Here is a 12,111-nt window from a genome sequence, read left to right as displayed (position 1 = left end):
TTGATTAAAAAATGAATAATATTTTTTCAGATAAAAATTATAACTTGTTTATTATTAAAACAAAGGCCAAGTTGCAAACATGCTAAGTCAACTATTTCAAAAGCCGTCTCCGATGATGGTAGGGATTGATATTGGATCGCACTCAATTAAGGCAGTGCTTTTACGTGAAATTGAAACTGGATTTCGACTAGAAGCACTTGCAATTGAACCGATGCCAAAAGGCGCTATGAGTGAGCGTACTATTCAGGATATTGAAGCGATTGGTAATATAATTTCAAAATTAAGAAGAAAATTACCGAAGTCGCTAAAATCTGCTGCAGTGGCTGTTTCAGGCCAAACGGTTATTACCAAAGTTATTTTCATGGATGTGTCGTTAACTGATGCTGAACTTGAATCGCAAATTGAAATTGAAGCCGATAGTTTAATTCCATACCCTCTTGATGAAGTGAGCTTAGATTTTGAAAAGCTTTCTACCAATGAGGCCGATCCTACCAAAATGAATGTATTATTATCTGCCGCTAGAACTGAAAGTGTAGAGGCTCGTGTTGGAGCTCTCGAAACTGCAAATTTAGAAGCTAAAATTGTTGATGTTGAAAGCTATGCATTAAGTAGAGCGATGGATGTTTACTATCAACAGTTACCTAGTGATGCATTTAACAAGTGCGTGGCAGTTGTTGATATTGGTGCCGTTTTAATGCTTGTAAGTGTAGTTCAGGCAGGTGAAACCATTTATACCCGAGATCAGGTGTTTGGTGGCGATCAATACACCAACAGTATTGTTAGTTATTACAATAAAGGCTTTGATGAAGCCGAAATTGGTAAAACGTCGGGGGATTTACCGCCAAACTACACCTTTGAAGTATTAGCGCCTTTTCAAACGTCGCTATTGCAGCAGGTTCGTCGTGCGGTACAAATGTTTTTAACAACCAGTGGTAAAGAGCAAATAGATTATATTGTACTTACTGGTGGCACATCGATGATTAAAGGGATAGACCGACTACTTATCGAAGAGTTAGGTATTCACTCTGTCGTTGCAGAACCTTTTGCTAATATGGAAATCTCTCCAAAGGTTGATCGCAATGTAATGCAGCGCCATAGAACGCAATTTGCAATTGCAACGGGCTTGGCATTAAGGAGTTTTTCATCATGCCACATATAAATCTACTGCCTTGGCGTGAACTACAACGTGAAGAATCAAAAAAGAAGTTTGTTACTATACTCATTGGTGTAGTTATAATTTGTTTTGCGAGTATGTACTTACTTAGCTCTTTTTATAGCGGGCTTAAAGATGGACAAAACCTAAAAAATAATTATTTAAGTTCAGAAATTAGCATGCTAGATAAAAAAATAAGTGAAATAAGAAACTTAGATAAAAGAAAAGAAAATTTACAGCAGCGAATGAGACTAATTGAAGAATTACAAAGTAGCCGTAACTTGGGTACACAAATAATGGATGAAGTGGCCAAAATAGTCCCTGCAGGTGTTTATTTAACAAAACTTGAGCGAAGAGGAAGTCAAATTCATGTCTTAGGGCGCAGCGAATCTAATAACCGCTTATCAACAATGCTACGCCAAGTGCAAAGTTCATATTTATTGGAACGTCCATCAATGCAGGGCATTGTTGCAGGCGATCAATCTTCGCGTTTACTCAGTGATTTTAATATGGAGTTTTACGTAAAACCATTTGACCAAATCGGTGAGGTTAGCGATGAACCTTGATTTTAAAGCTTTGAGCGAAATAGATTGGAATGAAATTGAATTAGATAATATTGGCGATTGGCCCATTGCAGTTAAGGCAATTTGCTGCACTTTTGTAGCGGGACTTGTCTTATTTTTTAGCTATAGCTTATTGGTCTCTGATGAAATTGATAGCTATCACAGTGCGGTAGCAAAAGAAATTGAACTACGTACAACGTACAGAACCAAATATGCAGTAGCGAGTAAACTTGATATTTATCGTCAGCAAATGATTGATATGGAAGAAAAGTTTTCTCAGTTATTAAAGCGTTTACCTACGTCAAACGAAACACCAGGTTTACTTGACGATTTATCGTATGTAGGTACAACCAGTGGGTTAACGTTTCTAAAAATAGGCTGGTTACCAGAGGTCGAAAAAGAATTTTATACGGAGCTACCTATCAAAATAGAAGTAATAGGTACGTACCATGAGTTTGGTGAATTTGTAGGAAAAGTAGCCCAATTACCGCGTATTGTAAGCTTACACGACTTTTCTATTTTATCATCGGGTAATAAACAACTAACATTCAGTGTAGTAGCTAAAACATATCGTTATGAAGAAGGGGTGAAGAAATGAACCTTTTACGCATAATGCCTGTGGCCGTTGTTTTAGTTTTAAGTGGTTGTAATGATGACACCTCGGAGCAAAAAGAATTCATAGACCAAGTTAAAGCAAGCACCACGCCTAAAGTAGAGTCTATTCCGGAGCTTACTAAATTTGAAATTTTTGAATACAGCGCTGAGCAATTGCGTAGTCCGTTTGTAGCGCCGCAGCCAGAAATAATTCAAAATAAATTAACGCAAATAAAAAACTGTTTGCATCCAGATCCTGAGCGTCGCCGTGAGCCACTTGAAAAATACCCATTAGATAACTTAGCTATGAAAGGGACTATTGGTTCTAGCGGCCAAGTTTGGGCATTAATAACTGCGGCAGACGATACTTTGCATCGTGTAACTGTTGGAAATTATCTTGGTAGCTACGATGGAAAAGTAAAAGTAGTAAATAACGATTATATAGAATTAGTAGAATTAATCCCTGATGGGTCTGGTTGTTGGAAAGAGCGCCTGACTAAATTAGAAATGTTAGAGGCGGCAACAAATGGCGCAAATTAATAATAAAAAAGGTAAAAATAACATGCATAAGGATGTACTTTGGCTTAAAAGCATTTCACGGTCATTATTGGCGATAGTCGCTTTAATAACCGCAAATGCAGCCATTGCAGGGCCGCTACTTTATGATGTTCGTTACAATCCACTCCTTAAAGGTGAAACTGAATTACAGCTCGTTTTTGATGAAGAATTAACGCTTGAACCAAAAGTGCAGGTTTTTAATAGTCCTGCTCGCATTGAAATGTTCTTCGATACCGCCGAGCTTGAAGTTGGTTTGAATGATGTTGCTGTAAACCAAGCGGGCATTAGTAGCGTTACCAATGTTTTGACTGACAAGGGCTTAAAAGTAAGCGTAAACCTAGATAGATTAAAAATTTACGAAACTGAAGTTCATAATAATTTAGTGTCTATACGTGTTTCAGATAATCCACTTACAGAGTCAGATAGTGAAGATGTTGCTATGGATTCAAGTAATGTAAGTGGAAATTACATTAACCGAATTCAATCAATTGACTTTAGACGTGGTGAAAAAGGCGAAGCAAAGGTACTTGTTTTTTTACAAGACACTCAAGCCGCAATTGAAGTACATGAGAGCGGTGGCAAAATTTATGCAGACTTTCACCATACAGATATTTTAGATGACTTACTTTATGAGCTGGATGTTTTAGACTTTGGTACTGTTGTAAGTAATATCGAAACGTTTAAAGAAGAAGGGTTAAGCAGGGTTGTTATAGAACCTAATGCTCAATTTACATTTACCTATCAGCAAATAGATAATATTTTAACACTCACTGTAGAAAAAGATGAAACGCAAAATGCGTACTTAGATGGTGGTGTTGAGTATCAAGGTCGTCCTATGACCTTAAACTTTCAAGATATTTCTGTACGTGCAGCATTGCAAATTATTGCAGGCTATAACGACTTTAACCTCGTAACAAGTGACTCAGTAACCGGTAATATCACACTTCGTTTAGATGGCGTGCCATGGGATCAAGCGCTTGATGTAGTACTACGTATTAAAGGTTTAGATAAGCGCATGGATGGGTCTATTCTAATGGTGGCGCCTGCAGAAGAACTAGCTGCACGTGAAGCTAAAGATCTAAAAGCTAAGCAGCAAGTTGAAGACTTAGAGCCACTTTATAGTGAATACATTCGATTAAATTATGCTAAAGCGGAAGATTTTGCTGATCTATTAAAAACAGATACAAACAGTATTATCACTGCCCGCGGTAGTGTATCGGTAGATTTACGTACTAATACCTTACTAATAAAAGACACTGTTAAGAGTATCGAAAATATTCGTCGTATGATTGAAACACTCGATATTCCGGTCCAGCAAGTTGTTATTGAGTCTCGTATGGTAACTGTGCGCGATAATGTCACTGAGGATTTAGGTGTGCGCTGGGGCTTTAGCGATCAGCAAGGTAGTGATGGTATTTCTGGCTCACTAGAGGGTGCAGAAACTATATCTAACGGCACCATTCCAGATTTAACCGATAGGCTAAATGTAAACTTACCGATTACTAACCCTGCGGCGAGTATTGGTTTACATATTGCAAAATTGGCTAATGGTACTTTAATTGACTTAGAGTTAAGTGCTCTTGAAGAAGAAAACAAAGGCGAGATTATTGCAAGCCCTCGCATTATTGCAGCAAATCAGCAAAAAGCGCGAATAGAGCAAGGTACTGAAATTCCTTACACAGAGTCTGCTTCGAGTGGTGCAACGACGGTTAGCTTTAAAAAGGCTGTATTGAGTTTAGAGGTTACGCCTCATATAACGCCTGATAATAAAGTTATTTTGGATTTAGTAATAACGCAAGATACTCGTGGTGACACAGTACAAACGGGTACAGGTGAAGCGGTGTCTATTGATACCCAAGAAATACAAACACAAGTGCTTGTTGAGAATGGCCAAACCGTAGTGCTAGGTGGTATATTTCAGCAGCAAATAATAAATACTACAAATAAAGTACCAGTTTTAGGTGACATTCCGTATGTAGGAAGGTTATTTAAAAGTACGAGTGAGTTCAATGAAAAACGTGAACTGCTTATTTTCGTGACACCAAAAATCCAAATAGACTAAAATTTAGTGCTATTTTGTTAATCAACGGGCAATTATTTAGATTAATTGCTCGTTATATGGCTTTTTATTCTAATTGACTTGAAATACCCCGGCAATTACTGAGATAATCCCCTCCTTAATTTTGGGGCCAGGTCGTTAGGCGGGGTTTTATTTCAAATTTTAGAGTTCGTTTGTACTAAAAGATATGGCTGAGAAACGTAATATATTTCTAGTTGGCCCCATGGGGGCTGGCAAAAGCACGATTGGTCGTCACATCGCTGACCAATTACACCTTGAATTTGTTGATTCTGATCAAGAAATCGAACGCCGCACAGGTGCAGATATTGCATGGGTATTCGATCTTGAAGGTGAAGAAGGCTTTAGACTTCGAGAAGAGTCTGTTATTGGCGATTTAACCGAAATGCAAGGTATTGTACTTGCTACCGGTGGTGGTTCAGTAATGAGCAAAGAAGTTCGAAACAAGCTTTCGGCTCGCGGTATCGTTGTATACCTAGAGACACCTATAGAAAAGCAAGTTGCACGCACGCAACGCGATAAGCGTCGCCCATTACTGCAAACTGAAGAAGCACCTCGTAATGTACTAGAGCGCTTAGCAGAAGAACGCGAGCCACTATACAAAGAAGTTGCTGATTTTGTTGTACGCACCGATGAGCAAAGCGCTAAAGTTGTTGCTAACCAAATCATCGAGAAATTAGATTTTTAAAAACTAATAATAAAGGAAATAACAAAGCATGCTTGAATTAACTGTTAATTTGGACGAGCGAAGTTATCCTATTTTTATTGGTCAATCTGCACTTCAAGATAATGGCCGCCTTGTTCACCACATTGGTGATTGTCGGCCTATCATCATCACTAACGACACCGTAGCGCCTTTATATTTACAAGGTTTACTTGATTCGTTAGCTGAACTGAACCCTCTTTCTTTTATCATTCCTGACGGTGAACAATATAAGTCGTTAGAATGGTTTGAAAAAATATCTGCTTTTTTACTGCAAAATAACTGCGGTCGAGACACCTGCTTAATTGCATTAGGTGGCGGCGTTATTGGCGATTTAACTGGCTTTGTTGCTGCGTGTTATCAACGTGGTGTGCCATTTATACAAATTCCAACCACTGTATTATCGCAAGTCGATTCATCAGTAGGCGGAAAAACAGCAGTAAATCATCCATTAGGTAAAAATATGATTGGGGCTTTTTATCAGCCACAAGCTGTTTTTATTGATACTAATACATTGCACACTTTACCTATGCGAGAATTTGCCGCAGGCATGGCAGAAGTTATTAAGTATGGATTGATTTATGATACCGAGCTATTTACATATATTGAGCAAAATGCAGCTAATTTAAAGCAATTAGATGAAAAGTGCTTACAGCATATTATTTTTAGATGCTGTGAAATTAAAGCGCTTATCGTTGCTCAAGACGAAAAAGAACATGGTTTACGCGCACTACTTAATTTAGGCCACACATTTGCTCATGCAATAGAGGCTCAAATGGGTTATGGGATATGGTTGCATGGAGAAGCCGTAGCAACAGGAATGGCATTAGCTGCAAAACTTGCACATACTCGTGGTGACTTATCGCAAAGTGAAGTAAACAGAGTAGTAACGTTACTTAAACTCTATGACTTACCTACTGAAATTCCAAACGAAATGACTAGTGAGCAGTTTTTAACGCATATGCGTAAAGACAAAAAGAATAAAAAAGGCACTATACGCTTTATTTTACCTACTCAATTTGGCCAATGTGCACTTGTAGATGATGTGTCTGACGACCAAGTTAGAGCGTTAATCGAACAATAATGCAGGCGCAAATTTTACCAAGCCGTGCGGCTTTGGTGGATAGGATCGCACTGCAATTTGAGTACGGGCAAAATTTAATTGTTTTACTAGGCACATCAGGGCTTGGTAAAAGCTATATGCTTGAAACCTTCATTACCGATAAGTATAACGACTTTAATAAAGCATTTGTGCATATAAGTGCTCAAACAACTGACGCTCAGCTAATGAGTGATTTATTAGAGCAAAGCTTTAACTCCCCGCTAATCGATCATACCTTGAGCCTGTCTGAAAATTATTATCAGTTATTGCAACAGCAACCGTGTGGGCCTTGTTTGTGGGTACTTGATGGTGGAAGGCAATTATCTGATGAAATGTTAGTTGAGCTTGAGCTACTTTCAAAAAACAGCCCTAATACTCTGTATATTATGATTGCTTCGCAATCTAAACTACCTATCAGTAACGCAGTTGAGATTTACCTAGAAGCATTAACATTTAGAGAAAGTAAGATGTTGATGCAGTGGTACTTTACTGATTTACCTTATGATGAGGACCCTGTATTTAGTACGTTTTTAGCTGAAGCTCATGGTAATCCAAGCTTACTACTTGCTTGGCAACCTAGCGAGCATGTTGCTGAGGTAATTGTTAAGGATAAAGTGTCTTGGCGTTTGCATTTATTGATTTTAATGTTACTGATTATGCTTTTAATAATTGGCTTGCTTTATAAGTCAGATATGACGCAGTGGTGGCAGCAATACTATCAGCAAGAAGAGTCGCAAGTGCTAACCACCGCAATACCTGTAGAGCAAGTTAAAGCAAGTGTCAAAAACGAACAAGTAATAAATAGCCCTGCACCAGATCAAATAGTACCTGAACAATCAGTGTCTGCTGAAGTGCACATCAATGATGTCCCCGCTATTATGCAAAGTCTTACTACTGCAAATAAAAGCCTTTTAAATGACACACAGAGCAATGAGGCGAGTAACTTAAATATTAGTGAGTCTAAAACGCCAATAGATGAAAAAGTAAATGCAATAGAGCAGCTTAAGGTTGATCTAAATAGTAATTGGTACTCAAAGCAAGCAGATACAAGCTTGGTTATACAACTACTTGCAGTAACTCAGCAAAAAGTAAGTGATGAATTTATTGCTCAATATAATCTGCAAGAGCAAACCCATACTTATCAAACAATACGTAATAATAAAATGTGGTGGGTGGTTACTTTTGGTAACTTTACCAGTTTAAACGAAGCAAAGTCGGCGATGGTCAGTTTGCCTGCTGAGGTTAGAAAAAATAAACCTTTCTATAAAAAAATTAGTAAAATAAAACAAGAAATTGCACTTGTTGATCAGTAAAATACACTACTTTAGTGTAAAATCGCGCAACAGCAGATTGAAGTAAAGAGCCAATGCAACAAAAGAGTAGAGCCTTCCTTAAGTGGGCTGGCGGAAAGTACAGCCTAGTTGAAGATATTAATGCGCGATTAAATAAAGCTAGCAAGCATGCTGATACGCTGGTTGAACCTTTCGTAGGTGCTGGCTCGGTGTTTTTAAATAGTAATTTTAAACATTACATTCTCAACGACATAAATGCTGACTTAATTAACTTATACAAAGAACTAAAAAATTCACCAGATGAGTTTATTAGTGATGCAAAAAAGCTATTTGTTGATTTGAATAACCATGCAGATGCTTATTACGAATACCGAGTACAGTTTAATCAAAGTAGCGATGTATATGAAAGAGCCATGCTTTTTTTATATATGAATCGCCATGGCTACAATGGGCTTTGTAGGTATAACTTAAAAGGTATTTTTAATGTACCGTTTGGTAAATATAAAAAGCCTTACTTTCCTGAAAAAGAAATGTACTTTTTTGCAGAAAAAGCACAAAAAGCTACTTTTACCTGCTTAGGTTACGACGACGTTTTTAAGCTAGTACCCAGTAACTCTGTTATTTATTGCGATCCACCTTATGTGCCATTAAGTAAAACGGCTTCTTTTACGTCGTACGCTAAAGGAGGGTTCAATTTAGATGATCAGGCTAACCTAGCTAATTTGGCAGAACAGGCCGCATTTGAAAATAATACACCGGTTCTTATTTCTAACCACGATACGGTATGGACGCGAAAAATTTATAGCCAAGCATCGCTTGATCAAATTCAAGTAAAGCGGACTATTAGCCCTAAAGGCGGATCACGAAATAAAGTTGACGAGCTGATGGCTATGTATTTAGCACCCAAGCAACCATCGCGTAAATTGCGATAACAAAAACTATAAAAAGCAAAATCGCGATTATAATAATAGAAATAGGGGAGTGTTGTTTAAAGTCAGCTTCGCGTTTGTGTTCTGATTGAACACCAAAAAATGCAGCTAGCACACTTTGAAACGCGCTAATAAGCTGCAACATTATTTAAAATAGAGGTTTTAGCGAAGGGGAGTTTTTAGAATCTTCAGAGCTAGTTAGTAGCTCTAGTAAATCTAAATAATGAAACTGAGCGCTGCGGCTATCGCCCGTTAGCCATGAAAACCATGACGAGTCTTCTTCTACTTTTACACACGCTATAGCATTTTGTGTATTAGTGCTTACGGTTTGATGCTGGCAATTATTAACTAAGCTTAAATCTTGCTCAGAGCTTGGTGCAAAACTAAATGCCCCAATAAATAATAACGCCGACGCAATTAAGATCCCTGTTTTAAATGCACGCATAATATTAGCCTAAAATTAGTTACTCCTTTAATAATAACAAAAGCTGTATAAATAACAAACTAATATTTACCTATAATAGCTAAAACCCTTTATTAATAAATACTTATATTATCGACAAAGCTTAAAAATGATTTGTCATTTACTTTGTATTACTTGGGAAACGTCAGCAATTACGTTACATTAAGGCCATACTTAACTGATTGACGGATTACTATGTTAAACCCTGAACAAAAATACTTAATAGCGCCTTCAATTTTATCAGCTGACTTTGCAAAACTGGGTGAGGATGTAGATAAAGTTCTCGCTGCAGGTGCTGATGTAGTGCATTTTGATGTAATGGACAATCATTATGTGCCTAACCTCACTATTGGTCCTATGGTATGTAAAGCACTCAGAGATTACGGAGTAACCGCACCAATTGATGTGCATTTAATGGTGAAGCCTGTAGATAGCATAATCCCTTTATTTGCTGAGGCAGGTGCTTCTATTATTACTTTTCATCCAGAGGCTAGCGAGCATATTGACCGCACAATTCAGTTAATAAAAGATCATGGCTGCAAAGCGGGTTTAGTATTTAACCCTGCAACTAGCTTAAGTTACCTCGACCATGTTATCGATAAACTAGATACAATATTGCTTATGTCGGTTAACCCAGGTTTTGGCGGGCAAAGCTTTATACCTCACACGCTTGAAAAGTTAGCACAAGCTAAGCAACGTATTATTGAATCAGGCCGTGATATTCGTTTAGAAGTAGATGGCGGTATTAAGGTTGATAACATAGCAGCAGCGGCAGAGGCAGGAGCCGATATGTTTGTAGCTGGCTCTGCAATCTTTAATCAGCCTGATTACAAAGTAGTGATCGATCAAATGCGTGAGCAGCTAGGAAGTGTAAAGTAATGAAGTATGATGTAGCTTTGTTCGATCTTGATGGCACCTTAGTTGATAGCGTTTACGATTTATACATAGCTATAAATTTAACGCTTAGCGATTTAGCTTTTCCTATTGTTAGCCAAAGCCTTGTAGAGAGCTGGGTAGGAAATGGCGTTGAAACATTAGTAATGCGTGCACTTAGTGGTGATATGCAAATAAGTGTTCATCTTGATGAAGCACTTAGTAATAAAGCCATTACTTTATTTTATCAACATTATGAACAACAGGTTGGCGAGTACAGTGTACTGTACCAGCATGTAGAAACGGGTCTTAGTGCATTACGCGGCATGCCAAAAGCATTGATCACTAATAAAGCGCGTATATTTACCGAAAAACTACTGGATAAGCTTTCTCTTACTAGCCATTTCGAAGTAATTGTATGTGGTGACGATATGGCAAAAAAACCATCACCAGAGCCTCTGTTATTTGCATGTAATAAGTTAAATGTTGAACCCAGCAAAGCTATTATGATTGGCGACTCTAAAAGCGATATACTCGCCGCACATGCCGCTAAAATTGATGTTATTGCTTTAAATTATGGCTACAACCAAGGCGAAAAGCTAAGCGATTTTAATCCACAGTACCTATGCGATAACTTCTTAGATATAATACCAACACTTACACAGCGTTAAAATTTTTAATTAACTAAACACTAAAGGAAAATCATGAGTAAACCAGTAGTTTTAAGCGGCATTCAGCCAACCGGTGGTATGACAATAGGCAACTATGTTGGCGCTATTAACCAGTGGCTAAAGCTACAGGAAGACCACGAAAGTTTCTTTATGCTTGTTGATTTACACGCTATTACGGTGCGCCAAGAGCCAGAGTTGCTTCGCTCTCGTGTGCTAGACGGTATAGCTTTATATGCGGCATGCGGTATTGACCCTGAAAAGTCTGCGCTTTTTGTGCAATCACAAGTGCCAGAGCATGCACAGCTAGCATGGGTGTTAAACTGTTACGCACAAATGGGCGAGCTTAACCGCATGACCCAGTTTAAAGATAAATCATCTAAGCATGCTAACAATGTAAACGTAGGTTTATTTTCGTACCCAGTATTGCAAGCAGCCGATATTTTATTGTATCAAGCTGATCAAGTGCCAGTAGGGGACGATCAAAAGCAGCACTTAGAGTTAACTCGAGATATAGCTACTCGCTTTAATAACTTGTACGGCGATGTATTTAAATTACCTGAGCCATATATTCCAGAATTTGGCGCACGCGTAATGAGCCTTCAAGATCCGCTTAAAAAGATGTCTAAGTCTGATGAAAACCCAAATGGTTACATCATGTTATTAGATGAACCTAAAAAGATTGAGAAAAAGCTTAAAAAAGCAGTAACCGATTCAGACGAGCAAGCACGTATTTACTTCGATCGTACAGAAAAGCCAGGTGTTTCTAACTTACTTACTTTATTAAGCGTAGCCACTAAGCGCTCAATTGAAGATTTAGTGCCAGAGTTTGAAGGTAAAATGTACGGCCACCTGAAAAAAGATACTGCCGATGCGGTAGTAAATATGATTGAGCCAATCCAAGCACGTTTTAAAGAGATCAGAGAAGATCAAAATCTACTTGATAGCATCATGAAATCAGGTGCTGAAAAGGCCAGTGTACGTGCAGAAAAAACCCTTAAATCAGTTTACGATGCGCTAGGGTTTATTCCTCGTACATAATTTGATTTAGTTTAAAGTAAAAATGCCGCTATATTTAGCGGCATTTTTTTATACAACACTTATCAGCATTAAAGATGCAAAGAAAAGTAGCAGTG

General features: G+C 38.0%; 14 protein-coding genes. 12 read left to right on the top strand and 2 right to left on the bottom strand.

The window, feature by feature from the left end; genetic code table 11:
• Positions 1-79: 79 nt before the first annotated feature.
• The 9 genes from ATS74_RS03750 to ATS74_RS03710 all read left to right on the top strand — a co-directional run bounded on the left by ATS74_RS03750 (position 80) and on the right by ATS74_RS03710 (position 8,974).
• On the top strand, positions 80-1,159 hold the full coding sequence (locus tag ATS74_RS03750) for a pilus assembly protein PilM (RefSeq protein ID WP_058547612.1): 1,080 nt from the start codon (positions 80-82) through the stop codon (positions 1,157-1,159).
• Positions 1,147-1,719 carry a PilN domain-containing protein gene (locus tag ATS74_RS03745; protein WP_058547611.1) on the top strand — a complete coding sequence of 191 codons (573 nt, stop codon included), beginning with the start codon at positions 1,147-1,149 and terminating at the stop codon, positions 1,717-1,719. The genes ATS74_RS03750 and ATS74_RS03745 overlap by 13 nt, the downstream gene beginning before the upstream one ends.
• On the top strand, positions 1,709-2,314 hold the full coding sequence (locus tag ATS74_RS03740; RefSeq protein ID WP_058547610.1) for a type 4a pilus biogenesis protein PilO: 606 nt from the start codon (positions 1,709-1,711) through the stop codon (positions 2,312-2,314). Before ATS74_RS03745 ends, ATS74_RS03740 begins: the two co-directional genes overlap by 11 nt.
• A complete protein-coding gene (locus tag ATS74_RS03735; RefSeq protein WP_058547609.1) occupies positions 2,311-2,850 on the top strand; it encodes a pilus assembly protein PilP in 540 nt (179 codons plus the stop codon). The genes ATS74_RS03740 and ATS74_RS03735 overlap by 4 nt, the downstream gene beginning before the upstream one ends.
• Positions 2,837-4,930, top strand: a complete 2,094-nt coding sequence (locus tag ATS74_RS03730) for a type IV pilus secretin PilQ (protein ID WP_058547608.1) — start codon at positions 2,837-2,839, stop codon at positions 4,928-4,930. The genes ATS74_RS03735 and ATS74_RS03730 overlap by 14 nt, the downstream gene beginning before the upstream one ends.
• A 184-nt stretch (positions 4,931-5,114) precedes the next feature.
• Positions 5,115-5,633, top strand: a complete 519-nt coding sequence (aroK, locus tag ATS74_RS03725) for a shikimate kinase AroK (RefSeq protein ID WP_004589350.1) — start codon at positions 5,115-5,117, stop codon at positions 5,631-5,633.
• 28 nt (positions 5,634-5,661) lie between these two features.
• Positions 5,662-6,732, top strand: coding sequence for a 3-dehydroquinate synthase (gene aroB / locus ATS74_RS03720; protein WP_058547607.1), 1,071 nt, complete (start codon positions 5,662-5,664; stop codon positions 6,730-6,732).
• Positions 6,732-8,063: an AAA family ATPase gene (locus ATS74_RS03715; RefSeq protein WP_058547606.1), complete on the top strand. Its 1,332-nt coding sequence runs from the start codon at positions 6,732-6,734 to the stop codon at positions 8,061-8,063. The genes aroB and ATS74_RS03715 overlap by 1 nt, the downstream gene beginning before the upstream one ends.
• A 53-nt stretch (positions 8,064-8,116) precedes the next feature.
• Positions 8,117-8,974, top strand: coding sequence for a Dam family site-specific DNA-(adenine-N6)-methyltransferase (locus tag ATS74_RS03710; protein ID WP_058547605.1), 858 nt, complete (start codon positions 8,117-8,119; stop codon positions 8,972-8,974).
• On the opposite strand, the gene ATS74_RS19635 is transcribed toward ATS74_RS03710, so the two are convergent.
• Together ATS74_RS19635 and ATS74_RS03705 are read right to left on the bottom strand one after the other, a co-directional pair.
• Positions 8,931-9,116 (bottom strand): DUF2970 domain-containing protein, encoded by a 186-nt coding sequence (locus ATS74_RS19635; protein WP_082660556.1) that lies wholly within the window; start codon positions 9,114-9,116, stop codon positions 8,931-8,933. The genes ATS74_RS03710 and ATS74_RS19635 overlap by 44 nt on opposite strands.
• A gap of 3 nt (positions 9,117-9,119) precedes the next feature.
• The gene (locus ATS74_RS03705) at positions 9,120-9,416 is read right to left on the bottom strand and encodes a hypothetical protein (protein ID WP_058547604.1); all 297 of its coding nucleotides are present in this window, start codon (positions 9,414-9,416) and stop codon (positions 9,120-9,122) included.
• 213 nt (positions 9,417-9,629) lie between these two features.
• Here ATS74_RS03705 and rpe point away from each other — a divergent pair, with 213 nt between their 5' ends.
• The 3 genes from rpe to trpS are packed head-to-tail and all read left to right on the top strand — an operon-like array spanning position 9,630 to position 12,016.
• Entirely contained in the window at positions 9,630-10,313 is a 684-nt protein-coding gene (rpe, locus tag ATS74_RS03700) for a ribulose-phosphate 3-epimerase (RefSeq protein WP_058547603.1), read from the top strand.
• Positions 10,313-10,978, top strand: coding sequence for a phosphoglycolate phosphatase (locus ATS74_RS03695; RefSeq protein ID WP_058547602.1), 666 nt, complete (start codon positions 10,313-10,315; stop codon positions 10,976-10,978). Before rpe ends, ATS74_RS03695 begins: the two co-directional genes overlap by 1 nt.
• 33 nt (positions 10,979-11,011) lie before the next feature.
• Complete coding sequence (gene trpS, locus ATS74_RS03690; RefSeq protein ID WP_058547601.1) at positions 11,012-12,016, top strand: tryptophan--tRNA ligase; 1,005 nt, start codon at positions 11,012-11,014, stop codon at positions 12,014-12,016.
• Positions 12,017-12,111: the final 95 nt, after the last annotated feature.

Origin of the sequence: Pseudoalteromonas sp. H103 (genome assembly GCF_001469205.1) — a bacterium.
Taxonomy (GTDB): Bacteria; Pseudomonadota; Gammaproteobacteria; order Enterobacterales; family Alteromonadaceae; genus Pseudoalteromonas; species Pseudoalteromonas carrageenovora.
Note: the sequence above shows the minus strand (reverse complement) of the source record. Positions and strands in the feature narration are given on the sequence as shown.

Excerpts from the sequence above, each read along its gene's own strand:
- ATS74_RS03750 (WP_058547612.1), top strand. The coding sequence starts at position 80 with ATGCTAAGTCAACTATTTCAAAAGCCGTCTCCGATGATGGTAGGGATT.
- ATS74_RS03745 (WP_058547611.1), top strand. The coding sequence starts at position 1,147 with ATGCCACATATAAATCTACTGCCTTGGCGTGAACTACAACGTGAAGAA.
- ATS74_RS03740 (WP_058547610.1), top strand. The coding sequence starts at position 1,709 with ATGAACCTTGATTTTAAAGCTTTGAGCGAAATAGATTGGAATGAAATT.
- ATS74_RS03735 (WP_058547609.1), top strand. The coding sequence starts at position 2,311 with ATGAACCTTTTACGCATAATGCCTGTGGCCGTTGTTTTAGTTTTAAGT.
- ATS74_RS03730 (WP_058547608.1), top strand. The coding sequence starts at position 2,837 with ATGGCGCAAATTAATAATAAAAAAGGTAAAAATAACATGCATAAGGAT.
- aroK (WP_004589350.1), top strand. The coding sequence starts at position 5,115 with ATGGCTGAGAAACGTAATATATTTCTAGTTGGCCCCATGGGGGCTGGC.
- aroB (WP_058547607.1), top strand. The coding sequence starts at position 5,662 with ATGCTTGAATTAACTGTTAATTTGGACGAGCGAAGTTATCCTATTTTT.
- ATS74_RS03715 (WP_058547606.1), top strand. The coding sequence starts at position 6,732 with ATGCAGGCGCAAATTTTACCAAGCCGTGCGGCTTTGGTGGATAGGATC.
- ATS74_RS03710 (WP_058547605.1), top strand. The coding sequence starts at position 8,117 with ATGCAACAAAAGAGTAGAGCCTTCCTTAAGTGGGCTGGCGGAAAGTAC.
- ATS74_RS19635 (WP_082660556.1), bottom strand. The coding sequence starts at position 9,116 with ATGTTGCAGCTTATTAGCGCGTTTCAAAGTGTGCTAGCTGCATTTTTT.
- ATS74_RS03705 (WP_058547604.1), bottom strand. The coding sequence starts at position 9,416 with ATGCGTGCATTTAAAACAGGGATCTTAATTGCGTCGGCGTTATTATTT.
- rpe (WP_058547603.1), top strand. The coding sequence starts at position 9,630 with ATGTTAAACCCTGAACAAAAATACTTAATAGCGCCTTCAATTTTATCA.
- ATS74_RS03695 (WP_058547602.1), top strand. The coding sequence starts at position 10,313 with ATGAAGTATGATGTAGCTTTGTTCGATCTTGATGGCACCTTAGTTGAT.
- trpS (WP_058547601.1), top strand. The coding sequence starts at position 11,012 with ATGAGTAAACCAGTAGTTTTAAGCGGCATTCAGCCAACCGGTGGTATG.